The 24,219-nt window shown below is 69.7% G+C and carries 17 protein-coding genes; 7 read left to right on the top strand and 10 right to left on the bottom strand.

Going from position 1 to position 24,219, the window contains the following annotated elements; all coding sequences use genetic code 11:
- Positions 1–18 precede the first annotated feature (18 nt).
- From OIU81_RS32970 to OIU81_RS32960, 3 genes are read right to left on the bottom strand one after another with little or no spacing between them, the layout of a single operon-like run.
- Positions 19–807 carry an ABC transporter ATP-binding protein gene (locus OIU81_RS32970; protein ID WP_329153701.1) on the bottom strand — a complete coding sequence of 263 codons (789 nt, stop codon included), beginning with the start codon at positions 805–807 and terminating at the stop codon, positions 19–21.
- The gene (locus OIU81_RS32965) at positions 804–1,874 is read right to left on the bottom strand and encodes a FecCD family ABC transporter permease (RefSeq protein WP_443074174.1); all 1,071 of its coding nucleotides are present in this window, start codon (positions 1,872–1,874) and stop codon (positions 804–806) included. The genes OIU81_RS32970 and OIU81_RS32965 overlap by 4 nt, the downstream gene beginning before the upstream one ends.
- Positions 1,875–1,885: 11 nt before the next feature.
- Positions 1,886–2,950 (bottom strand): ABC transporter substrate-binding protein, encoded by a 1,065-nt coding sequence (locus OIU81_RS32960; protein ID WP_329153699.1) that lies wholly within the window; start codon positions 2,948–2,950, stop codon positions 1,886–1,888.
- A gap of 291 nt (positions 2,951–3,241) precedes the next feature.
- Between OIU81_RS32960 and OIU81_RS32955 the strand changes: the two genes are divergently transcribed.
- Together OIU81_RS32955 and OIU81_RS32950 are read left to right on the top strand one after the other, a co-directional pair.
- On the top strand, positions 3,242–4,525 hold the full coding sequence (locus tag OIU81_RS32955) for a PucR family transcriptional regulator (RefSeq protein WP_329153698.1): 1,284 nt from the start codon (positions 3,242–3,244) through the stop codon (positions 4,523–4,525).
- Positions 4,526–4,764: 239 nt separating this feature from the next.
- Complete coding sequence (locus tag OIU81_RS32950) at positions 4,765–6,045, top strand: ATP-binding protein (RefSeq protein WP_329153696.1); 1,281 nt, start codon at positions 4,765–4,767, stop codon at positions 6,043–6,045.
- Positions 6,046–6,150: 105 nt separating this feature from the next.
- On the opposite strand, the gene OIU81_RS32945 is transcribed toward OIU81_RS32950, so the two are convergent.
- Positions 6,151–8,019: an alkyl/aryl-sulfatase gene (locus OIU81_RS32945; RefSeq protein ID WP_329153694.1), complete on the bottom strand. Its 1,869-nt coding sequence runs from the start codon at positions 8,017–8,019 to the stop codon at positions 6,151–6,153.
- 425 nt (positions 8,020–8,444) lie between these two features.
- Here OIU81_RS32945 and OIU81_RS32940 point away from each other — a divergent pair, with 425 nt between their 5' ends.
- The gene (locus OIU81_RS32940; protein WP_329153692.1) at positions 8,445–9,215 is read left to right on the top strand and encodes a hypothetical protein; all 771 of its coding nucleotides are present in this window, start codon (positions 8,445–8,447) and stop codon (positions 9,213–9,215) included.
- Positions 9,216–9,329: 114 nt separating this feature from the next.
- A complete protein-coding gene (locus tag OIU81_RS32935) occupies positions 9,330–10,088 on the top strand; it encodes a hypothetical protein (protein WP_329153691.1) in 759 nt (252 codons plus the stop codon).
- 2,365 nt (positions 10,089–12,453) lie between these two features.
- On the opposite strand, the gene OIU81_RS32930 is transcribed toward OIU81_RS32935, so the two are convergent.
- Entirely contained in the window at positions 12,454–13,548 is a 1,095-nt protein-coding gene (locus tag OIU81_RS32930; RefSeq protein WP_329153689.1) for a DUF1152 domain-containing protein, read from the bottom strand.
- Between the two features lie 82 nt (positions 13,549–13,630).
- Here OIU81_RS32930 and OIU81_RS32925 point away from each other — a divergent pair, with 82 nt between their 5' ends.
- Both OIU81_RS32925 and OIU81_RS32920 read left to right on the top strand, forming a co-directional pair.
- Complete coding sequence (locus OIU81_RS32925) at positions 13,631–14,371, top strand: GntR family transcriptional regulator (RefSeq protein WP_329153688.1); 741 nt, start codon at positions 13,631–13,633, stop codon at positions 14,369–14,371.
- A 285-nt stretch (positions 14,372–14,656) separates the two neighbouring features.
- A complete protein-coding gene (locus OIU81_RS32920) occupies positions 14,657–15,100 on the top strand; it encodes an ATP-binding protein (protein ID WP_329153686.1) in 444 nt (147 codons plus the stop codon).
- Between the two features lie 178 nt (positions 15,101–15,278).
- Here OIU81_RS32920 and OIU81_RS32915 read toward each other — a convergent pair whose 3' ends face one another.
- The 5 genes from OIU81_RS32915 to OIU81_RS32895 form a co-directional block, all read right to left on the bottom strand.
- Positions 15,279–15,737: a Crp/Fnr family transcriptional regulator gene (locus OIU81_RS32915; protein ID WP_329153684.1), complete on the bottom strand. Its 459-nt coding sequence runs from the start codon at positions 15,735–15,737 to the stop codon at positions 15,279–15,281.
- 177 nt (positions 15,738–15,914) lie between these two features.
- Positions 15,915–18,794 (bottom strand): NHLP bacteriocin export ABC transporter permease/ATPase subunit, encoded by a 2,880-nt coding sequence (locus tag OIU81_RS32910; protein WP_329155529.1) that lies wholly within the window; start codon positions 18,792–18,794, stop codon positions 15,915–15,917.
- Between the two features lie 10 nt (positions 18,795–18,804).
- Complete coding sequence (locus OIU81_RS32905; protein WP_329153682.1) at positions 18,805–21,093, bottom strand: NHLP family bacteriocin export ABC transporter peptidase/permease/ATPase subunit; 2,289 nt, start codon at positions 21,091–21,093, stop codon at positions 18,805–18,807.
- The gene (locus OIU81_RS32900) at positions 21,090–21,896 is read right to left on the bottom strand and encodes an HlyD family efflux transporter periplasmic adaptor subunit (RefSeq protein ID WP_329153680.1); all 807 of its coding nucleotides are present in this window, start codon (positions 21,894–21,896) and stop codon (positions 21,090–21,092) included. Before OIU81_RS32900 ends, OIU81_RS32905 begins: the two co-directional genes overlap by 4 nt.
- Before the next feature lie 172 nt (positions 21,897–22,068).
- Positions 22,069–22,296, bottom strand: a complete 228-nt coding sequence (locus OIU81_RS32895) for a type A2 lantipeptide (RefSeq protein ID WP_329153679.1) — start codon at positions 22,294–22,296, stop codon at positions 22,069–22,071.
- A 792-nt stretch (positions 22,297–23,088) separates the two neighbouring features.
- On the opposite strand from OIU81_RS32895, the gene OIU81_RS32890 reads away from it, so the two are divergent.
- Positions 23,089–24,120 (top strand): PHP domain-containing protein, encoded by a 1,032-nt coding sequence (locus OIU81_RS32890; RefSeq protein WP_329153677.1) that lies wholly within the window; start codon positions 23,089–23,091, stop codon positions 24,118–24,120.
- The last annotated feature ends 99 nt before the right edge of the window (positions 24,121–24,219 follow it).

Below are 24,219 nucleotides of genomic sequence, written 5' to 3'. Positions count from 1 at the left end.
GGCGGCGGGGCGGGCCCGTCAACCGTCGTCGGCGGCCAGCGGCTCACGGTGGTCGAAGGCGATCAGCGGATCGCCGGTGAGCGGATGGGCGGTGACCGCGGCGCGCACCCCGAACACCTCGGCCAACAGCTGCGGCGTGAGCACGTCGCGGGGGGCGCCGGACGCCACCACCCGCCCGGCGTGCAGCACATGCAGCCGGTCGCACAGGGAGGCCGCGGCGTTCAGGTCGTGCAGGGAGATCAGCGTCGTCCGGCGCTGGGCCCGCAGCAGCGCGAGCAGCTCCACCTGATGCCGTACATCGAGGTGGTTGGTGGGCTCGTCCAGCACCAGCACGTCCGGGTCCTGGGCGAACGCGCGGGCCAGCAGCACCCGTTGACGCTCGCCCCCGGACAGGGCGGAGAACCGGCGGACGCCCTGCCCGGCCATCCCGACGGCGGCCAGGGCGCCGGCCACGCTCTCCCGGTCGGCGCGGTCCTCGCCCGCGAAGGCCCGTTTGTAGGGCGTCCGGCCCATCGCCACCACTTCGCGCACGGTCAGCTCGAAGTCGCTGCCGCGCTCCTGCGGCAGCGCGGCGACCTGCCGGGCGGTCTGCCCCGGTGTCAGGGTGCGCAGGTCGCACCCCGCCAGCAGCACCCGTCCTGCGGTGGGCCGCAGATGCCGGTAGACGGTCCGCAGCACGGTGGACTTGCCGCTGCCGTTGGGCCCGACGAGCCCGGCGATCTCGCCGGCCGCCGCCATCAGGCGCACTCCGGCGACGACATCGCGGCCGGCGTAGCCGACGTGCAGATCCTCGATCTCGACGGTCACCGGCCCGCCTCCATCCGCCGGTCCAGGAGGAACAGCAGGACGGGCGCCCCGATCATCGCGGTGACGACGCCCACCGGCAGCTCCTGGGTGTCCATGGCCGTACGGCACACCAGGTCCACGACCACCAGCAGCAGCGCGCCGGTCAGCGCGGACAGCGGCAGCAGCCGGCGGTGGTCGCCGCCGACGACCAGCCGGCACAGATGCGGCACCATCAGGCCCACGAAGCCGATGGCCCCGGAGACCGCGACCAGGACACCGGTCAGCAGTCCGGTCACCACGAACAGCTCCCTGCGCAGCCGGGTGACGTCCACGCCCACGCCGGCCGCGGTCTCGTCGCCCATGATCAGCGCGTTCATGGCACGGGCCCGCGCCTGGAGCGCCAGCAGCCCGGCGGCGACCGCGGCCGCCGGCAGCCACAGGACGCTCCAGGTGGCCCCGCCCAGGCTGCCCATCAGCCAGAACAGCACGCTGCGGGTCTGCTGTTCATCGCCGGCCTGCAACACCAGATAGCTGGTGAAGCCGGAGAGGAACTGCCCGATGCCCACCCCGGCCAGCACCAGCCGCAGCGGCGAGAAGCCACCGCCCCGCCGGGCGATGCACCACACCAGCGCGAACGAGACGAGCGCACCGGCGAACGCGGCCGCCGAGAGCCCCAGCCCCAGGAGTGAGTCGGCCGAGACACCCAGCACGATGGCGGCGACCGCGCCGAGCGAGGCACCGTTGGAGATGCCCAGCAGATAGGGGTCGGCCAGCGGATTGCGCACCATCGCCTGGGTCGCCGTCCCCACCAGCCCGAGGCCGGCACCCGCCACCGCCGCCAACAGCGCCCGCGGCACCCGCAGTTGCCACACGATCAGGTCGTCGGTCCCCGCCCGGGCCGGCGCTCCGCCGAGCCGCCGCAGCACCACCGACCAGACGTGGCCGGGCGCGATGTCGGTGGAGCCCAGAGCGACCGCCGCGGTCAGCGCCGCCACCAGGGCGATCCCGAGCCCGGCGGCGAGCAGTCCGGCGCGCGGGGTGCGGCGCGCGGAGGGCCCGTCGTCCGCCACGCCGGTGCACGGGTCCACGGCCGTTCGCGTCACTGCCGCGCCGCCTTGAACCGGTCGGCATGGACGGTGTGCGCGATCTCCTCGACGGTGTCCGCGTTGCCGACCCCGGCGATCGTCGTGCGCTCCGAGCCGATCCGCAGGAACTTGCCCTTGCGCACCGCCGCGAGGTCCTTGGTGGCGGGGAAGGTCTTCAGGAACCCGGCGGCCTCGTCGAAGGCCCTGGCGTTGGCCGCCGCGCTGCCCCGGTCACGCACCCCGAGCTGGATCCAGTCCGGGTTCTTGGCGACCACGTCCTCCCAGGACACCTGCTTGAAGTCCCCGTCACAGCCGTCGAAGACGTTGCGCGCCCCGGCCTGGCCGATCACGGCGTTGGCGACCTGCTTGCGGCAGACGGCGACCGGCTGCTTGGTGCCCGCGTCGTAGTCGAAGAAGAAGTACGTCGGCCGCTTGCCGGGGGCGAGGCCGCCGACGGCCTTGTGCACCGCGCCGACCTTCGCCCGCATCCCCGCCACCAGCGCGTCGGCCCGTTTGCCGGTGCCGGTCACCGCGCCCAGCCGTCTGATGTCGTTCTCCACACCGGACAGATCCTCCTGCGCCTTGTCGGCCATGGGCGCGCAGGCGGTGGAGGTCAGATGGAGGTGCTTGATGCCGGCCGCCGTGTACTCCTCCTCGGTCGGCGCGTCACCGGCCCCGCCCATGGTGTCCATCGAGGCGAAGGTGTCGACGTACAGATCGGCGCCCGAACCGAGCAGCTTCTCCTTGGGGATCACGGACTTTCCCAGTACCGGCACCTTCTGTGCCGCCCCGTCCAGCGCGCCCGGCAACGTCCCCTTGCCGGGCGGGAATCCGGTCCCGATGACCCGGTCACCCGCGCCCAGCCGCAGCAGCATCTCCAGGGCGGCGGCGTTGCTGGTGACGATCTTGCGCGGTGCGGACGGGAAGGTGACGGAGCCCTTGCAGTCGGCGACCTGCACGGGAAATCCGGCGCCGGAGGCGGCCTTGTCCGACCCCGCTCCTCCCCCGCCGCTGCCGCCGCACGCGGTGGCACCCAGCGCCACGACCACCGCGATACCGCACAATTTCCCAGGACGCATGGCGCTTCTCCCCTACGCTCACCGGCCGGTGCACCGGCCGTCTCACCCACCGCGAGAGCGGCCGGGCGGGCCGCGGACACGACCCGGCACAGATAGTCGGCCCGACGGCGGAGGCGGTTCCGGGGCGGCGGGCGCCTTTTCCGGTTTTCCGGCCTCTGCGGCCATTCCGGCCCCTCCGGCCCCTCCGGCCCCTCCGGCCTTTCCCTGCTGGACGGGCGCCGGAAGCCGTGGTCGCCACCGGCACGGGGGCGGACTAAGGTGACGCCTCACCACGGCACCGGGAGGCGGTCGATGACAGCGGACACGGGCGCGGCACACCGCTTCGCCACGGCGGACCCGCAGGCGCCGGTCCCCGACGTGTCCGAGGCCGCCCGGTCGCTCGCCGCCCGCTGCGTGCCCCGGGTGAACGAACTCGCCCGGCTGATGTCCCGGGACGCCTTCGAGCAGCTGCACGGCTACGCTGAACTCCCCGCCGAGGTCAAGGATGTGGAGATCGCGGCGACCGCCCGGCACGGGCTGCGGCTGTTCCTGGAACGGGTGGTGCACGATCCGCGGACCGGCCCCGACGACACCCGTTTCTTCCGCGAACGCGCCGCCCAGCGGGCCGAGGAGGGCATGCCGCTGCGGTTGCTGCTGGACACCCACTGCGCGGGGGCGCGGGTGCTGTGGCAGGCGCTGCGGGAGGCCGCCCGGCCCGGCGAGGAGGCCGCGCTGGTCGAGCTGGCCGGCTATCTGCTCGGCGCCGAACAGCGGGTGGTGAGCGCGGTCACCGAGACCTACCTCGACGAGCGGGCGGCCCTCGCGGCCGAACGGCGCGAGGAGCGCCGCTCCCTGGTCCGCGGGCTGCTGGCGGGCACCACGGTCCCGGCGGCCGGCAGCCCTCTCGCGGGACCGTCGCTGGTCCTGGCCGTGCAATTGCCGAACAGGCCGCGGGCGCCGGTCGCCGCACGGCGGGTGGTACGGCGACTCCAGACGGCGCTGGACGGGGCGTTCGGCCGCGAGGTGCTCACCCTGTTCGACGGCGCCGGGGGCCGGGCGATCGTGCCCGGCCCGGCACAGCCGCCGCCCGGCCTCGCCCAGCGGCTCGCCGAGGCCGGCGGTCCGGGCGTACGGCTCGCCGCCGTACCCGTGGAGCAGGTCGGGCAGATCCCGGAGGCGGCGCGGACCGCCGCACGGATCGTCCGGGTGGCCCGGGCCTGTGGCCATCCGGCCGGGCTGCACCGGCTCGATGACGTCCTGCTGGAATACCAGCTGTCCCGTCCCAGCGCCGGCAGCGACCGGATCGCCGTGCTGCTCGACCCGGTCGCCGGGCGGCCCGAACTCCTCGAAACCCTCCGCACACATCTGGAACAGGCGCAGGACCGCCGCGCCACCGCCCGGCTGCTGACCCTCCACCCCAACACCGTCGACAACCGGCTGGCCCGGATCTCCGCACTGACCGGACTCGATCTCTCGACGCCCCGGGGTACGGCCCTGGCCCTGGCGGCGCTGCTGCTGCGCGATGCCGGGAACGAGGACCGGTCCTGCGACGCGGGTCCGGACCACAAACCGGGCTTCTTGCGTACGGACTGCTGAGGTCGTGCGCCTGTGTACGGCCGGCGTCAGTCTTTACGGATGAGCCTGAAGACGGTTGCTGATGACGTACATCCGTCCTCGGTGTTCCACGTGGGACGTCCGTGACCACCACATGCCGCTCAGCAACCGGTGGCGCCGGTTCGACGGGTGCGCGGTCGGCGCGGACAATGAAGGAAGCGGGCGCTTGCCCGGCCCTGGCCGGGCGCGGTGAGGCGTCGCCGACCGGCAAGGTGGTGACGATGGCGACGTGGCGATTGCGGGACTACCACGACGATGATCTGGACCGGGCCATCCGGATCTGGGATCACGACCGACGGGAGGACGAGTCGCCTCCCGCGTTCCCCATCTCCGAGGTGATGGCCGTGGCCCGGTCCGGCGGGCCGGCCGTGGTCGCGGTGGTCGGCGAGGAGCTCGTGGGGATGGCGGTGGCACAGGTCCGGGGGGAGCGGGCGTGGATCCTGCTGGTGTCGCTGGCCGGCACATGGCGCAACCGCGGGATCGGCAGTGGCTTGATCGCCGAGCTTGAGCGACGCCTGCGGGCACGGGGCGTGTACCGGATCAGTGCGCTGCTCACTCCTGGGGCCACCGGAACCGCAGCCCTGGAGAACTCCGGCTACCGGGCCCAGGAGGGACTGGTCTTCTACGAGAAGGCCGACCATCTCGGAGCCGCCGACGCGGGTCTGCTTGCGGAACTCGGCGGGCGGGTCCTCCCACAGGGCCTGTGGAGTGCCCTCTCGGGCATGGAGCAGGAGAAGGACGCCATCGAGCGGCGGGTCGTGCTGCCGCTGACCGAGCCCGTTCTGGCCGAGAAGCACGGGGTCAGGCCGCCAAAGGCGGTCATCCTCTTCGGCCCCCCGGGCACCGGCAAGACCAGCTTCGCCAAAGCCGTCGCCTCCCGGCTGGAGTGGCCGTTCGTGGAACTCTTCCCGTCCCGGCTCGCGGCGACCGGAGAGGGGGGCCTGGCCGCCGCGTTGCGGGACACATTCGCCGATCTGGCCGAGCTGGACACGGTTCTGCTGTTCATCGACGAAGTCGAGGAGATCGCCGGCGTCCGGTCCGGCCTGGCCGTCGACCCCAGCCACGGAGTAACCAACGAACTGCTCAAGCTGATTCCCGGCTTCCGCGACCACGACGACCGTCTGCTGATCTGCGCCACCAACTCCGTCCGCTCCATCGATCCCGCATTCCTGCGCCCTGGCCGGTTCGACCACGTCATCCCGGTCGGCCCGCCCGACCAGGCCGCCCGAGCCGCGATCTGGCAGCGCTACCTCGGCCCCGCCGCCAACAGCGTCGACCTCCATCGGCTGGTGGCGGCCAGCGAGATGTTCACTCCCGCCGACATCGAGTTCGCCGCCCGCAAGGGCGCCCACACCGCATTCGAACGCGAGGTCGCCGATCGCCACGGCACACCTGCCCGCACCGATGACTACCTGGCCGCCATCGCCGATACCCGCCCCACGCTCACCGACCAGGCACTCACCGCCTTCCGCGAGGACATCGAGCACCACGCCCGCTTGTGATGGACCGCCGAAGACCGGCAAGGCTTCGGACTCGCCGCCACCCTCTGCTGCTACGCACGCCTTCTCGAACTCACCGAATACGACACGGTCTCCGTCGAAGCTCACCTAGGGAGTGACGATCGGAAAGTTCCAGTCGGGCTTGTCCAGCAGGGAGTGGAAGCTGAGCAGGGCCTCGGCGTCACCGTCGAGGGTGACGGTGCCCGCGGTGATTTCGTCGGGGAACGTGGTGGCGCCGCTGAGGACCGCGTTCAGGGTGGTGCGTGCCAGGCGCAGGGTGGCGTGCGGCCGTTCGCCGCGGGGCGCGTCGCCGGGCATGGGGGTGAGCGCGCCGTTGGACAGCAGCAGCGTCCAGATCTCGGGGGCGGCGGCCGGGTCGCTGCCGTCCGGCGCGGACCCGATTTCCCAGCGCAGGAGGAGGCGCCGGTCGCCGGCCCGGGGACCGTTGAGGCGGACTGCCATGGACTGGAAGATCTGCTCGGCGGTGAGGGCGGCGAGGAGGTCGGGCGCGGGATGTGCGGGGGTGCCGGCGACGGGGCCGCGCAGCTCTGCGGCGCCCATCAGGTAGAAGTTGCGCCAGGGGCCGGACTCGGCGGCCCGGCCCAGCTGTTCGAAGGCGTCGGCCTGGAGGGCGCGGGCCTCGGCGTGGCCCGGTGCGGCGAAGATGACGTGGTTGACCACTTCGGCCACCCAGCGCAGATCACCCGCCTCGTACGCCTGCCGGGCCTTGGCCAGCACGGCGTCGGCGCCGCCCATGAACTCCACATAGCGCCGGGCCGCGGCCACCGGCGGATGCTGCCACAGATGGGCCGGGTTGCGGTCGAACCAGCCCATGTAACGCTGGTACACAGCCTTGGCGTTGTGGCTGAGGGTGCCGTAGTAGCCGCGGGCGTGCCAGGCGCGCTCCAGCGCGGGCGGGAAGCGCAGCTCCTCGGCTATCTCGGCGCCGGTGAGCCCGGCGTTGATCAGCCGTACGGACTGGTCGTGCAGGTAGGCATAGGCGTCGCGCTGCTCCTCCAGGAAGCGGACCGCGCGGTCCGCTCCCCAGGTGGGCCAGTGGTGGGAGGCGAAGACGACCTCGCTGGAATCGGCGAACAGCCGCAGGGACTCGGTGAGATAGCGGGCCCAGGCGCTGGGGTCACGGACCAGCGCACCGCGGAGGGTGAGGACGTTGTGCAGGGTGTGGCAGGCGTTCTCGGCCACGCACAGCGCCCGCAGCTCGGGGAAGTGGAAGTTCATCTCGGCGGGCGCCTCGGTGCCGGGCGTCAGCTGGAAGACCATCCGGATGCCGTCGATCACCTCTTCCTGACCGGTCGCGGTGATGTCCAGGGTGGGGGCGATCAGCCCGACGGAGCCGGTCGAGGTCGTCTGGCCCAGGCCGCAGCCGATCTGACCGGCCGGCCCCTTGGGCAGCGTGGTGCCGTACATGTAGCCGGCCCGGCGCACCATCGCGGGTCCGGTGAAGACGTTCTCGCTGACCGCGTGGGCGAGGAAGCCGGACGGGGCGATCACCGGTATCCGGCCGGCGGCCACGTCCGCGTCGTCGACCACACCGCGCACCCCGCCGAAGTGATCGAGGTGCGAATGGCTGTAGAGGACGGCGGTGACCGGGCGCGGTCCGCGGTGTGCGCGGTACAGCGCCAGCGCCGCGGCCGCCACCTCGGTACTGATCAGCGGGTCGATGACGAGGACGCCGCGGTCGCCCTCGACGAAGGTGATGTGCGAGATGTCCAGGCCGCGTACCTGGTAGATCCCCGGTACGACCTCGTAGAGACCCTGCCGGGCGACGAGCCGGCTCTGGCGCCACAGCGAGGGGTGCGCGGTGGGCGGGCAGTCGTCGTCCAGGAAGGCATAGGCGTCGTTGTCCCAGACGACGCGGCCGTCGGCGTCCCGGATGAGGCAGGGGTCGAGACGGGCGAGGAACCCGCGGTCGGCGTCGGCGAAGTCCTGTTCGTCGTCCCAGGCGAGATGGCTCATGGAGGCGATTGTGGTGCGGCTACCTGCCCGGAATCATGGTGTTGCGACACAGAGCGGGATGCCACGGGTCACAAGCCGGCAGGGTGCGGAGCTGCGACACCCGCTTTAGGAGTTCGATCCGTGGGTGCTCTGACGCACCTCCGCCTAGGACGCCCCGTCCTCGCCTGGCTGTTGGACTCCGGGACTGTTCGCCGACGTTGATGTCAGCGATGGCTGTCAGCAGGCAGGCCCCGCTGGATCAGGGCTGAGACCACAGCTTTGCGCGCGCGTGCGGTTGCCGCTGATGATTACGCGTGCACCTGCCGATCCGCCTGGATTGCCTTGCCTGCAGTCGTAAGCCTGGGGAGCCGATCACTCCGCTCAAGGAAGCCATCTGATCTGCGAAAGCCGCCCGGGGGGCCACTTCACTAGTTAGGCTGCCGGGCGTGTCGACCGTTGACGATGTGCCCGAGGCCCCAGCAGCTGACGCTGCCCCGCTGTCTCGGTGGGAACGCCTGGGAGCGTCCCTGGCCGGCACTGCCTTGGCTGGCGCCGGAGTGGTCGCAGTCTTCATGACCGGCAACCAGGCCGGTTCGGTCGCGCTTCTCTTGGTCGGAGTTATTCTCCTGATCATGGCCATTAATGGGTCACCGCTTACGCGAGCTCGGTACCAGGACTACGAGCTGTTGATGTCACGTCGCAGGCACCAGATCGTTGCCAGTATTGAGCAGGAGGCGCCGCAGGATGCGCGGCAAGCACTACAGGTTTTGAGTGCTGTTGATCCAAGAGCCACTGATGACCCCTTGGTTGCACGGGTCTCTGCTCTCGTCTACGAGCGTGAAGTATTCGACCACCTTGCTAGGTTCTATCCCGATACGCGCCTTGTTGGTGGGGCCGAGGACTTTGGTATCGATGTAGCAGTGCAGACTCCTTCGGCCTTGATCGGGGTGCAGATCAAGGTAGGTCGAACCGTGCTGACTACCTCTGTGCTTCGCAATATCATCCACGCCGCCGCCCGTAGTTCTGGCAGGGTTCCGATCGACGGCCTTCTCGTGGTCACGAACAGGCCTCTGCCTCAAGATGTACCTCGGCGACTTAGGCAAGCGGCGAGTGCAGATCTCCCGACCACTGTCGTTCGGTGGGTGGATGAGCAGGACGACGCGGTCCTCGAAGCCAAAGTGCAAGAACTCATCTCGCGTCTCGGTGCATCCGGGTGACCTCGGCTCTTTTTCTGTTCCAGCCCACACATACCTGGCGACGTAGCGCCTGCTGCTCACCGCCCGCTCGCTCCGCGAGCTTGGTGTGGTGGCCGTTACAGTAACCTGCTCGCCGTGACGGACGATCGCATAGCCAAGGAGAGTGCCGGCAACGCGGCAGAGGTGGTCCTCAGAGCGACCACGAGCGTGGGCGCCGGTGTTGCTGGAGCAACGCTCGGCCTGGAGGCTGGTGCTGCTGCTCTGGCGGCGAAGGAAGTAGTCGACGCCGCTGGGCAGCGCCTGATCGACAAGTACCTGCAGTACCGACGGAACCGAGCGAGTCGAGTGCTATCTGTGGGTGGCGTTGAAGCCGATATGGACCTCAACAGGTTCGTCTCGTCCATTGAGTCTAGCCCCCGTCTACTTGCTCTCATGGCAGAGAGTGTTCAAGCAGCCATGGACACGCCCTTGGATGTCAAAGTGCAGGCTCTAGGACGTTGCCTTGGCCGTGGCGTGCGTGATGAAACGAAAGCCGACGAAGAGAGACTAAGGATTCGAGGACTAGCCCGAATCGATGAGCCTGAAGTTAAGTTGATGGAGTTGCTAGAGCGCCAGCCTCCCCTTATGCCTCCACATGAACTTGGACCTGACAAGAACGTGCGCTGGCCCGGGTGGCGCCGCCCCGAGATCTTGGCCGAGATCCTCGGTTACGCAGATGTGCTCGATGCTTCAATCGCCCGCCTCACTTCTGAGGGCCTGGCTGTGGATGACGGAATCAATCGCCTCGTCGCGGATGACGGATTTCGTGAAATGTGGATTCTTACCGATTTTGGGCGAGACTGCTTGCAACTCCTGCGGTCACCGGGATCAGATGCAGATCTGACACGCAATTGAGGATCTGACGCTCGGTCTAGCGCCCGTTGTCTCTGCATGATGTCGGCACGACCTCTTCGTCCCGAACTACCGGCGGGGCAGTCGCTGAGGTCTGCTCGGCTGCTAGTCAGTGGCCCTGGGACCGGTGCCGGTGGGCTGGGCATCGCGTTAGGAGTTCGACCCGGCGCGCCCGGTGACGGTTCGGCATGAGGGCCGAGCTGCCGCCACCGACCGCAGATGGCCGTCGAAATCTGCTGCTGTTGATGTCAGCCGTCGATGTCAGGAAGTACCGTTCAACTCACCCTTAGCCCAGTCGTGGGCATCACGTCTGGGCATTGTCGGCACTACGCAGATCGCACGGTCTACCGCATCGCTGTGATCACTGCAGCAACCCCGACAAGGAGGGTTCCCACGCCGGTCATGAGCGACGCCAATCTAGCCACGGTGGGCCGAGTCGTTCCGTTAGGCTCGCGCTCGGCAGGGGTGGCGGATGGTTCCATGACACTCCTTCCTTGACGCATCTCTGAGAGATGCGTTCGAAGCCCCGCCCGGGTCTGGCGAGACAATGCGGACGGGGCTATTTACGGCCACGGAACGTACCAGCAACACTCCTCAATGGATGTGCTTAGAAGCCCGTTTCGGCTCTCGCCGGCTTCTCAAGGCGTGGCGGATCAACGGAGTTTTGACCAAAAGCCGCCAAGGCTCTCACCTGCAGGTCTATCTCTTCGGTATATGCCGCCAGGCGGACTGGGCGCGTCATGGACGCAACTGGGTGCGCCTTGGGAGCAACTGGGTGCGTCGACGGCTGGACTCGACCGCCAAAAGAGCGGACCATACTGGTACAGACGGTGCACGACCCAAAGGCTGAATGGCTTGTTTTGTGGGGTACTGGAGCCAGGCGATCTTGAAACTGTCGTGGCGGCAACGTCACCGTGGGTTCAAATCCCACAGCCTCCGCAGCTCAGTGCAGCGGAAAGGCCCCTGGCCAGGAAGATTGCCGGGGGCCTTCGCTTTGTCCCGTACACCGCGACCGCCCGACGCTCCCCACGATTCCCCGGTGGATCGGCACAGGAGGGGCACGGTTACCTTCTCATGCGTAGCTCTATACGCAACAGTCAGCGATGGTCATACGAGCTGCGGGAAGCCTTGGAAGGACACTGCCGGACGGGGGCCATTGCTGATATTGCGGCACTTCGTTGCTGTGCTGCCTGGCGTTCCGGCGGAATCTCATTAAGTTCGTTGGACAGGATCTGCTGAGCCCCTCTCTCTTCATTAGGACCGCCACTCGGTTACTTGCCGTAATGCACAAATGAATGACCCCCGCTGTGGACAGAAGACTCAATCCCCACACGCTGCAACTCGCCGTGGCTCCAGTCCACTCCCTCTCGAAGAGCGCTTTCAAGGAGACGATCTCCCCCATGAGTCCGCCGACAAGGGCCAAAGATGGCCCCGCAAGAAAAGCAATCCAAAATACCCAAGCCCTCTTAGTGCCATTGTCCGTGAATTGAGAAATAGCGTCAGCAACGTTTACGTTGAGGAAATAGCCCAACAGTAGAAGTGGAATTACAGTTGCCACTGCAAGGTAGTACTCTGCCGTTCCGTGCAGGGAGGCGTTCGTTGCGACAGCAAGGTCGCAGTTGACAGTTCCGTACATCCATTGACCTCCGGGCATGAGAACCATGTCGTCACAGACCTGTCCATCATTGCAGCGGCACGGTTCCAATCTCGCTGACCCGCCTGGATATACCACGGATAGCGGAGGAAGTGATGGATCCGCAAATAAGTACTCCGATGGAATCTCCGTTTTTCCCTCCTATCGCCACCTTCACGTCCACCTCAACCCACAACTCACCCCAGCTCCCATCCCGTCTGCCTTCGACCCACACACCGTGGAGCAGGCGTGGTCCCTGGCGTCCAGGTGGAGCTCGCCACTGCACGAACGACCTGGACGCCAGGGACCACGCCTGCTCGGCTTTGCCTGGGTCGAAGGCAGGCGGGATGGGAGCTCCCTGCGGCACGCCACGATGCGCCGGCACTCGCGAACGGTGCCCCGTAGAAGACCTCGTGTCCCTGAGTTGCCGGGGGTGAGGAGCTGTGCGCGCGGGCTCTCCCTCTCGGCGCGTGCCTGGTGGCCGGGCCGTGGGCTGTGTGACTGTCCAGGGCGGGGCGACTTCCGTGCCGGGAGTGGTCGGGGAAGGGGAGGCGAGCAAGCGTGCACGACATCCGGGGGCTTCCGGAGTTCCTCCGGCCTTTCGCTTCGTCTGTGAGGGGAACGCTGAGCCTTCGCCACTTCGCCAAGGGTCCCGGGGAAGAGGGGCAGCAGCCGCGGGCAGCTCCCCCTCCCCGCCCGAAGGGTGGGGCTTGAACTCGTAGAGAAAGTTGTTACTCAAGCTCCGGACGAAATGTGCCAGAGCGGAGCCTCGTACTGCTCCGGGCCGCTGCTTAGCAGGAGTGCCCTCAGGTCCTGGCGCTGGTTGCCGCTGAGTCCGAATGCTTCGGTGAGCCGGCGGAACGTTGTGTGGGTGATTCCGCGGGACCGGGTGTCGGTCTCGAACTCGTCGAGCTGGTGGAGTACGGCTTCCGGGTCGAGCTTTTGGGTGGGCTGGCTGGTGAGCCAACTGGCCTTGTTGCGTTCGTAGTCGATTTCGGAGAAGCCGCAGATCTCCCGGCTGTGCTGCTCGACCTGGTGCAGGTTCTCGGTGGCGAGGATGGCTCGGGCGAGCTGGTTGCGGTTGAGGGTTTCGTCGAGGTCGGCCTCGTACACGGCGGGGCCTTCGTCGGTGAGCGGCACTGGCAGGCCGGCGTCCCGTACTTCGCACAGGCCGCGGGCGCCTCGTGCCGTGGCGGCGAGCATGGCCGTTGCCTCGGAAGGGTGCCACTCCAGTACCGAGCTGACGGGTGTGACGTGCTCGGCCGTAAGCGTCAGGGCAACGGGACCCAAGCGATCACGCAGGGCGTCAGCGGGGAGTTCGCCGTCGAGGCCGGGTCCGGCGACCAGGAGCCTTACGGGGAAGTTGAGTTCGCAGCACGCGGCGAGAGTGAGGGCGTCCGCGAGGGGGCTGCGGAGTGTGGGCTCGTCGCCCTGGGCGAGAATGTCGCCGCCCACGTCCAGGAGGTCGACGGAGTCCGGCTCCAAGTACTGGATGAGCTCTTCGAGTTGGCGGACCATGCCCTCGGCGCCGTGGTGCGGGTCGATGAGGGCAAAGGTCTGCGGGAGCTCTGCGGCCAGTCTGGGAAGCGTCGAGCCCGCGGGAGCAATTGGTGTTGCGTCGGCGGGAACGGCCTGGACACTTCGGGTGAGGGGGCGGAGGCGGGTGAAGTTGGCCGGCCCTCTTGGGCCCGGAATGGGGTCGACCAAGAGACGGTCCCACGCGTAGGTGAGGACCACCGCCGGAGTCTCGCCGCCATAGAGGGCGGCATCGAGCATCGCTGCGGCGACAGCGTCGCCGCCTCCTCCTGCTGCCACGATCAAGCGCGTCACGTGCGTCAGCGTAGGGGCTGCTGTACTAGCCACTCACTCTATAGTGGCTAGAGGTAATAGCCACTTAGGGAAGGGGGAACGGATGCCGAAGATCGAGGAGACCCAGCCCAAGTACCTTCAGATCGCGCACCACATTCGCGATCAGATCCTGCGGGGCGACTTGCGGCCTGGTGACGAAGTGCCGTCGGAACGTCAACTGGCGGCGGACTGGAGCGTGTCGCGACCGACGGCTGCGCGTTCGCTGGAGGCTCTGCGGCACCAGGGGCTGGTCGAGAAGCGGCAGGGCTCGGGCACGTACGTGCGGGGCCTGGCGGTCAACCGCCGTGCTCGTGAGCTGTACGGGCGGGCCAAGCAGACGGGCAAGATCTACACGCCGGGCGAGTATGCAGTGATCACGTCGGCGGGCTGGTTGGAGGCGCCGGACTACGTGGCAGAGTCGCTGAACCTGGCAGCCGGCGCCCGTGCGGTGCACCGTCGGCGGGTCACCAAGAACGACTCCGGTCCCATCACGCTCTCCACTTCCTGGTTCGGTCCCGACATGGGCGAGCGTGCGCCGAAGCTCCGGGACCCCGACCGGATCCAGGAGGGGACGTTGATGTACGTCGAGAACATGACCGGACGTCAGGGCAGCTACGCCGAGGACCGGATGTGCGCTCGCCTCGCGACCGAGGACGAGGCGGCCGACTTGGAACTGGAGTCGGGGTCAGCGGTGCTGATCGTCCATCACGTCGTCTATGACCTGCAGGATCACCCTCTGGAGTTCGCCGAAGCGACGTACCCACCCAGCCGTTGGGCGTTCGAGCAGGGGTACCCGATCGGGTAGAAAGCCTTGATTCTCTGACCGAAACGCTTGCGACCCCAAGTGGCTAATGCCACTATCCAGTAAGTGGCTAAGGCCACTTACTCGGAAGGGGGCACGGGCGTGAGTCAGACACCTGCGGAGTTACGACACCTCGCCGCGGCCGCGTGTCGTGGATGCCGAGGCCGAGGCTGGAAGCGGGTCGGCTCCCGCTCAGCCTTGGCGGCCTCCGCGGCTGACGCTCGCGCCCGTGCTACGTCCAAGCGGCGCTGTCTGGACTGCGACGGCACCGGTAGGGAGTAGGACGGGATGAGCGACGTCATCGGAGGCCCTGAGGGGTCGGGGGTTAAGCCCGTGTACATCGGCGCCATGACCTTGTACCCGGTGCCCGAGTCCGTGGCGCGGGCTCGGCGCTGGTTCAGAAAGTTCACAGATCCGCATGAGCTGGCCTGCTCGGTGGGCGACTGCGTATTGATGATCTCCGAGCTGGTTACCAACGCTGTTCTCTACGGGGAGGCGGAGGAATCCTGGCGGGTGCGCGTGGAGTGGTGGCGTGTCGGTGAAGCGCTGCGGGTGGACGTGCACAACCCCGGTTTTCCCGCGAAGGTTCGCATGCGCGAGGCTGCCGCTGATGAAGCGCACGGACGGGGGTTGCACCTTGTCGACGCGCTGGCGGACTCCTGGAGCGCCGGCCCTAGCCAATTCGGCGGGACAGTCGTCTCATTCACGGTCGATGAGGCTTGGAAGCCTTGATGGCGTGAGGCCATCAGCCACATGGATCGGCTGCTTAAGAGGCGCCCCGGTCGTGAGTGACCGTCGCCGTTGATGTCAGACCTGGACGTCAAAGGAACCTACGGAAATCCGTAGGTGCCCTTTGCGCTCGTGCCCGGCAGAGTGCGAACCTGCGACACCCGCTTCAGGCCGGCACAGCTCACGGGTCGATCCCGCTCCCCTGGGGCCCGTACAAATCCAGCAGCCGGACCCGGGTGCCGTGCAGTCGGTCGGCCACCGTTTCGGCCACATAGCGGTACATCGCCCGGCCTAGGACCGGGTCCGACTCGCACAGGTCCCGGACCGCCGCCGCGTCGAACTCCACCGCGTCCACCGGGCCGACGGTCTGGGCGCCCAGATGCCACAGGTAAGGCGGGAACAGCCAGGACCAGCCGAGGAGTTCGTCGCGGCCGAGGGTTTCGACGACCGCGGCGCGGCGTCCGGGGACGTGCTGGTCGAGGGCGACCTGGCCGCTGCGGATGATCCAGAACCGGTCCGCGCGCCGGCCCTCCTCGAAGAGGCGGGTGGCGCGCGGCAGCGACACCTGGCGGGCGAGGTCCCGCAGCCGCCGGCGCCGGTCGGGTGGCATGGCGTCGAACAGGTCTTTCGCTCTGGCCATCTCATTCTCCGTCCGCTGACTGCTTTGCAAGATAAGCGGTGAGCTGCGGGGATACGGGGAATGGCCGGGCGGGCGGGGCGGCGCCCCCGGCGGGCGGGCGTTCGGGCGCGCGGGCGGGCGGGCGTACCGGCGTACCCTCAGGCCAGACCAGACCAGACCAGACCAGACCAGGCCAGGTCAGGTCAGCTGGCGTCGCACCAGGTCGTGCAGCGCCCCGCCGGTGTCGGCGAGCAGCTCGGCCGGCGGGCCCTGCTCGACGATCCGGCCGTCGGCCATGACGATCACGCGGTCGGCATCCATGACCGTGGTCAGCCGGTGCGCGATCACCAGCCGGCTGGCGCTGAGCTTGCGGGTGCTGTCGCTGACGATGCGCTGGGTCTCGTTGTCCAGGGCGCTGGTGGCCTCGTCGAAGAACAGCATCCGGGGGCGGCGGACCAGCGCCTGAGCGATCATCAGGCGCTGACGCTGGCCGCCGGAGATCGCGGCACCGCCGGAGATCATGGTGTGCAGGCCCATCGGCATCCGCTTGATGTCCTCGGCCAGGCCCGCCATCTCGGCGGCCGCCCAGGCCTCCTCCTGGGTGAAGGCCTCCGCGCCGCAGATGCAGTCCAGGATCGAGCCGGTCAGGGGCTGGGCGTTCTGCAGGACGACGCCGCACTGGCGGCGCACCGCCGCCTGGTCCAGGGCCGACAGGTCCTGGCCGTCGTAGAGCACGCTGCCGGAGGTGGGCTTGTCGAAGCCGATCAGGAGCCGCAGCAGGGTCGACTTGCCGCAGCCGCTCGGGCCGACGACGGCCACGAACTCACCCGGCCGGACCCGCAGCGAGACGTCGTCGAGGACCAGCGGGCCGTCGTCGGTGTAGCGGAAGGAGAGCTTTTTGGCCTCGATGGCGCCGGTGAGGGCACCGGGCTGGGCGCTGGCGCCGCGCACCTCCGGCTTCTCGTCCAGCACCGGCTTGACCTGCTCGAACATCGGCAGCGCGGCGGCGGTCTGGACAAAGGCGCCGGTGATCTGGGTGACCGAGGTCAGCAGCATGGTCACCGAGGTGTTGAAGGTGAGGAACGAGCCGGCCGACATGCTGCCGCGGGCCGGTCCGGCCAGCAGCATGAACATGATGAGCGAGCAGAGCGGCAGATAGACCGCGTTGAGGACGGTGGTCAGATTCTTGATCCGGCCGGCCTTCTGCTGGAGTTCGCGGGTGTGGGCGAACTCCCGGGCCCAGGCCGCGTAGGCGAAGCTCTCGGCCGCGGCGACCCGCAGCTTGGGCAGCCCCCGCAGGGTCTGGAACGCCTGGTTGTTGAGCTTGTTGCCGAGCTTGACCAGCCGTCGCTGCCAGCGCAGTTCCCACAGGCCCATGGCGAGGAACACCGCGCCGATGACGAGCAGCATGCAGATCGCCGCGAGGGCCAGCGGCACGCTGAAGCACAGCAGCATGACGAGGTTCATCGCGCCGATGGTCAGGGACTGCACGGCCACCGGGCCGACCCCGGACAGCACCCGCCGGATGCTGCTGATGCCCATCGCGGCGCTGGCCAGCTCTCCGGTGGAGCGTTCGGTGAAGAACTTCGTCGGCAGCCGCAGCAGCCGGTCCCACACGGCCGGCTGGAGCGCGCTCTCGATCCGGCCCTCCATCCGCAGGACGGTGAGGTTCTGCAGCAGCATGAAGGCGGCCGAGACGACGCTGGTGATGATGACGGCCAGCGCGACCTGGACGATCAGGCTCCGCTGGGCGCTGGGGACGTACACCCCGAGCACCCGGCCGGTCGCGAGCGGGACGAGCGCGCCGAGGGCGACCGTCACCAGCCCGCCGAGGGCCAGGTTGCGGACGTCCATCCGGGTGCCGCGCAGGCTGAAGCGCATCAGCCGCCACATGGTCATGGGCCGTTCCGGCAGCGGGCGGTAGAACATCACCGCACGCGCCTCGAACTCCTCGGCGTTGTCCTTGCCGATCCGCATCCGCATCCCGGAGGCCGGGTTGACCGCCTCGTAGCGGCCGCGCCGCCACAGCAGGGCCACCGGGGCACCGGACTTGGCGCGGTGGCCCACCAGCGGGCCGGTGTTGGTCCGCCACCACCGGCCCTGGAGGCGGATCGCGCGGGTGCGGACCCGTGAGCTGACCGCGATCCGTTCGACCGGGCTGATGCGGTCGTTGACGGCACCGCCCTTCGGCGGTTCGGTGAGGGTGATCCCGGCCGCCTCGGCGACCGTGCGGCAGACCGCGAAGGTGGCGTCGTCGCCGGCCCGGCCGCTGCCGTCGCCGCCCCGCCCGGACCGGTCCGGGCGGCCGATGGAGGCCAGCAAAGCCTGGTCGGCCCGCTCGCGGACGGCCTCGCCGGCCTTGATGCCGGCCGCCGTGCGGTCCTCGTGGGCGCGCTCCAGCTGCTCGATCCACCGGTCGACGGCGGACAGCAGCCGGTATTGCTGATTGACCATCTGCTGCCACAGTCCGGGGTCGACCAGCAGATCGCCGGCCGCCTCCGCGCTGTAGGAGGCGCCGTACTGCACGCTGCCGGGCGGGACCGGCATCCACAGGACGTCGTCGTCGGCCACCGCCTCGTCGCCGGGCCGGCCGTCGAGCGGGGCCTCGAAGAGCACGCCCAGGCTGCGGGCGGTGCCCAGGGCGAAGGCATGCTCCAGCGGGGTGGGGGCCGTCTCGCCGTGGCCGGCGTACGCGTGGCCGTACGGGTCCTGCCCGCCGTAGGGCGCCATCTCCCCGTACTGCCCGGTGTCCCACTCGGGACGGGGCAGTTCGCGCAGCGGCATCCGGCGCAGCAGACAGTCCTGGGACGGCCGGCCGAGCAGGGTGTGCTGCGGGCCCTGGACCGGGCCGAGCAGCAGGGCGCCCGCTTCGAGCCGGCCGAGGAAGTGCCAGTGGCCCTCCTGGGCGGCGTCGACCGCGAAGAGGTCCAGCGCGCCGCCCGTGACGAGCCACAGCACGTGCGGGCCCTCCAGCGGAACGCTGCGCAGCCCGGTGCAGTCGACGGCGGTGCCCAGCATGCCCAGGGCCTGGGTGACCGCGTCGGTGTCACCCGCTCCCACGACGGCGGACGGGGGCATGGATGACACGTCAGTGCTCCTTGACCAGCTCGGCGTACGGGCCTCCGGCGGCGACGAGATCCTCGTGCCGGCCGCGTTCGACGACCACCCCGTGGTCGAGGACCACGATCTCGTCGCTGTCGCGGACGGTGCTCAGCCGGTGGGCGATGATGACGCAGGCGCAGCCGCGGCGCCGCAGGTTGTCCATGATGAGCTGCTCGGTGCGGGCGTCCAGTGCGCTGGTGACCTCGTCGAGGACCAGGACGCTGGGGCGCCGGACCAGGGCGCGGGCGATCTCCAGCCGCTGCCGCTGCCCGCCGGAGAAGTTGCGGCCGTCCTGCTCGACGCGGCTGTGGATGCCGTCGGGGCGGCGGGCGATGACGTCGTCGTAGAGGGCGGCGTCCTTGAGCGCGGCGATGACCGCGTCGTCGGGGATCGAGGGATCCCACAACGCCACGTTGTCGCGGACCGTGCCCTCGAACAGGAAAATGTCCTGGTCAACGAAGGAGACGGAGGCGGCGAGCGCGCTGCGGGAGAGGTCCTCCAGCCGCTGTCCGTCGATGCGGATGGCGCCTTCCCAGGGGCTGTAGAGCCCGGAGATGAGCCGGGAGACGGTGGATTTGCCGCTGCCGGAGCCGCCGACGAGGGCGACCTGCCGGCCGGGGCCGACGGCCAGGGAGAAGCCGGTGAGCAGCGGTTTGTCCAGCGGGCTGTAGCCGAAGGTGAGGTCCTCGAGCGTCACATGGCCCTTGAGCCGCCGGGTGTCGGCGTCCGAGCCGGGGCGGGAGTAGAGGGTGTCGGCGGGGAAGCTCTCGACGTCCTTGAGCCGGGCCACGTCGGCGGCGAAGTCCTGGATGCGGCCGGCCACCCCGTTGAGCCGGGTGATCGGTGCGGTGAAACGGGTCACCAGCGCCTGGAAGGCGACCAGCAGACCGATGGAGATATGGCCCTCGACCGCCCGCAGGCCGCCGATCCACAGGATCAGCGCGCTGTTGAGCGTGGCGAGGGTGGGGGCGACGACGGCCAGCCAGGCGCTCGGCACCCCGAGGCGCTGCTGCTCCTCCAGGGTGGTGGCGTGCTGGCCGGCCCAGCGGCGGAAGTAGCCGTTCTCGCCGCCGGTGGCCTTCATCGTTTCGATGAGCTGGAGGCCGGTGTAGGCAGTGTTGGTCAGCCGGGCGGTGTCGGCGCGGAGTTTTTGGGTGTGGGTGGCCCGCAGCCGGACCACGATGCGCATGGCGACGACGTTGAGCAGCGCGATCCCCACACCGATGACGGTGAGTTGGGGGTCGTAGGTCCACAGCAGGACGGCGTAGAGGACCACGACGACCCCGTCCACCGCGGCGGCGGCGAGGTCGCGCGCCAGGGTCTCGGCCACCGCGTCGTTCGACTGCAGCCGCTGGACCAGGTCGGCGGGGCTGCGCTGGGCGAAGAAGGTGACCGGGAGTCTGAGCAGATGGCGCAGGAAGCGGGCGCTGGTGAGGGTGGAGGAGATGATCCGGCCGCGCAGCAGGTTCGCCTGTTGCAGCCCGGTCAGCACGGCGGTCAGCGCCACCATCGCGGCCATCGACGCGAAGAGCGGCCCCAGCAGCGAGGTCTGGTTGCCGATCAGGAACATGTCGATGTACGTGCGGCTCAGCGCGGGCACCGCGGCGCCGACCGCGACCAGCAGCAGGCTGGCGAGGAGGGCGGCCAGCAGGGTGCCGGTCGTCCCGCGCATCCGGGCGGGTACGGCGCCCAGGACGCCGGGCTTGCGGCCGCCCTTGCGGAAGTCCTCGCCGGGCTCGAAGACCAGGGCGACGCCGGTGAAGCTGGTGTCGAAGTCCTCCGTCGCCACGAAGCGGCGGCCCTTGTCGGGGTCGTTGATGTGGACGCCGCGCCGGCCGAGGCGTCGGCCCGTGCCGTCGTAGACGACGTAGTGGTTGAACTCCCAGAACAGGATGGCCGGCGCCTGCACTTCGGCGAGCGCGGCCGGTTCCATCTGCATGCCCTTGGCCTGCAGGCCGTAGCTCCGGGCGGCCTTGAGCAGATTGCTGGCGCGCGAGCCGTCACGGGAGACGCCGCAGGCGATCCGCAGCTCCTCCAGCGGCACATGCCGTCCGAAGTGGGCCAGCACCATGGCCAGGGACGCGGCGCCGCACTCCACGGCCTCCATCTGGAGGACGGTGGGGGTGCGGACGGTCCGGGTCTTCCTGGGCCTGGGGGCGGGCGGCGCGGCGCGGCGGGTGCGGCGGGGGCCGGGGGCGGGCTCGGGGCGGTGGCGTCCGCGGCCGGGCGGCGGCAGCTGCGGCTGGGGGGCGGCGGAGTCGTGCGGTGCGGTCACGGCAGCAGCCAATCGATCGGGTGCTGTGCGGCCAGGTGGACGGCGCCGTCGGTCAGGGTCATGGAGCCGACGGCGTACGGGGGGCCGTCGGAGGTGGACCAGGCGTAGCCGGACTTGTTGTGCGGGGCGGGGTCGAGCTGTACGAGGACCGCCACCGGCTGGCCGTGCCGGGAGAACTGCTCGCCGAGCTGACTGCTGCCCAGGAAGGTGTTGATCCGCTGGCGGGTCTGCGCGGTCCGGCCGACGGCCTTGACCCGGCCGCGCAGCACGCCGTACTGCTGGCTCGGCACGGACTGGACGGTGAGGTCGACAAAGGCGCCGACGGGCACCGTGGCGCCGCTCTCGGCGGGTACGTAGAGCATGGCCGTCAGCGGGTCGCGGTCATGGGCGACGCGCTCCACGGCGGCCACCTCCGCGCCGGTCGTGACGACGGCGCCGACCGTGGCGGACAGCGAGGTCAGCCGGCCGGCGGCGAGGGCGCGCACGACGGTGGTGCCCCGCGCGGTGCGGACCTTCAGCACAGGGGTGTTGGTGGCCACCCGGGTGCCCTCTTCGGCGAGCACGGCGGTCACCTGGCCGGCGACCGGGCTCTGCAGGACGTAGCTGCCCTGGCCGTGGGTGAGGATTCCGGGGGCGTTCAGGGTGGACGACACGGTGCCGGTCACCGCCCATACGGAGGCGGCGAGCACGAAGAGGACCGTGACCGTCAGCACGAGCCAGCCCTGGGGCCGGGCGAACCGCACCGGCAGATCGATGTCCTCGGGCGACTGCAGCTTGGAAAGGGCCTGTTGGCGGAACTGCACGACACTCTTCCCTCAACTGCAATGGTCTGTCAGACGGTGGCTGCCGGGTACCCCGGGGCCGGGCAGAGCCTGGCGGTTCCGGGGCACCCGTCGCGGCATGTCGGCAAGGAGGGGACGCCGACCTGCCGTTGTCACCTTGAGCCGGCTGTGCCGCTAGCGGCACAGAAGGGGCTCAGAGACCGGCGACCAGGCCGGTCGCGGTGCCCACAACGCCGGAGGTGTTGACGCCGGTGGCGCCGTCGACCAGGCCGGTCGCGGTGCCGACGGCGCCCGAGACCGGGGCGATGTGGTCAACGGTGCTGGTGGCGGTGCCGGCCAGGCCGCCGAGGAGGCCACCGGACACGTTGTCCAGGTCGCTGTCGGAGATTTCCTGAGTCTGGACCTGGGGGGTGGAGTTCATGATGTTTCCCTTCGGATGAATAACTCTAAAAAACTGCGTCCGTACCGTCCGGTGGGGTGGTCCGGGCGCGGCAGCGGCAGTCGGGTACCCGAAATCGGGAACCGATGGTGTGACTCCCGCAGTGCGAAGGATCAAAGCACGCGGGCGCGTTGCGCTGCTAATCGGAGGACCGCAGATCCGGACGCCAACGCTCCGTCGAATTACCTGACGTGCACGCGCGTCCATGACTTGGTGGCAGCTTCTTCACATCCTCGCCGGTTTCCTTTCCGGCGTCCGGACATTCGCCCGTTCGCCGAACGGGACATTCCCGCCCCAACCCGCTTATGCGCAGGTCAGCGTGGTGACGCGGCGCGGGAGAGGCTGTGCCGACTGCGCATTCGCTGTGCAGATTCCTTGAAGACCTATGGTTTTTACGGCACGCGGCCGTGACGGCGCCGCAGAACGCGTGCGCGCGGTGATGGCGAGCGGTTGCAAATGTTGCACAAGCATGAACTGCGCCCGATTCGCCCGGACTTGTTGAGCGATATCGCGCGTACGGAACGCATGGAAGGGAATCATCCGCGCTCTCCCTATCCTATTCGCATGGAAATGGATCGAGTGACCGGAGAACGGACATAACCGCATAACGGCGGGGCTTCGGCCCGGCGGGAACCGGCGGCTGCCCCCGGCCGCCCCGGTCCCACCCCGGTCCCACCCCGGTCCCACCCCGGTCCCACCCCGGTGGCAGCCGCCCACGGGCTGGGGCACCGTGAAAGGACGCTGCGGGGCCGGCGCCCCGGGAAGGAGCCGTGCGTGGAGCCCGTCGAGGCGCTGGAGCGGATCGCCTTCCTGCTGGAACGGCAGGGGGCGGTGCCCTACCGCGTCCAGGCGTTCCGTACGGCCGCTGCCGTCATCGGCGCGCTGCCCCCCGACGAGGTCCGGCGGCGCGCCCGCGACGGCGCGCTGGGGCGGGTCAAGGGGCTGGGCCCCAAGACCACCCGGGTGGTCGAGGAGGCGCTCGCGGGCGTGCGGCCCGAGTATCTGTCAGGCCTCGAGGAGGAGGCCGGCGGTCCGCTGGTCGACGGGGAGCGGGGGCAGCGGCTGCGGCGGGCGCTGCGCGGCGACTGCCATCTGCACTCGGACTGGTCGGACGGCGGCAGCCCGGTCGAAGCGATGGCCCGTACCGCCCGTGACCTCGGCCATGAGTGGTGTGTACTGACCGACCACTCCCCCCGGCTCACGGTCGCCCGCGGACTGACCGCCGAACGGCTGCGCGCGCAGCTGGCGCTGGTGGCGGAGGTGAACGAGCAGCTGGCGCCGTTCCGGCTGCTGACCGGGATCGAGTGCGACATCCTCGACGACGGCTCGCTCGACCAGGAGCCGGAGTTGCTGGCGCAGCTCGACCTCGTGGTCGCCTCGGTGCACTCCAAGCTCCGGATGGACCAGGGCCCGATGACCGAGCGGCTGCTCGCCGCGGTCCGCAATCCCCTCGTGGACGTCCTCGGCCACTGCACCGGGCGGCAGATCACCGGCAAGCTGCGCCCGGAGTCCCGCTTCGACGCCGGGGAGGTCTTCGCGGCCTGCGCCGAGCACCGCACCGCGGTGGAGATCAACTGCCGCCCCGACCGCTTCGATCCCCCGCGCCGGCTGCTCCGCCAGGCGCTGGCGGCGGGCTGCCTGTTCGCGATCGACAGCGACGCCCACGCCCCCGGCCAGCTGGACTGGCAGCTCTACGGCTGCGCCCGCGCCGAGGAGTGCGGCGTCCCGGCGGACCGGATCATCACCACCTGGACGGAGCGCCAACTGGCCACCTGGACCCGGACCGGCCGGGCCCCGCACCGGTGAGCGGACGCGGGGTCAGGCGGCTCTACCTTCTTGATCGGGTTGATCGAGCCATTCGTAGGGTTGGGTCGCCCAGGGGTGCTGGGTGTGGCTGTCAGGCGG

This window comes from Streptomyces sp. NBC_01454 (genome assembly GCF_036227565.1).
Lineage (GTDB): Bacteria > Actinomycetota > Actinomycetes > Streptomycetales > Streptomycetaceae > Streptomyces.
The sequence above is the reverse complement of the archived record's forward strand: the minus strand, read 5'-3'. Positions and strand labels throughout refer to the sequence as shown.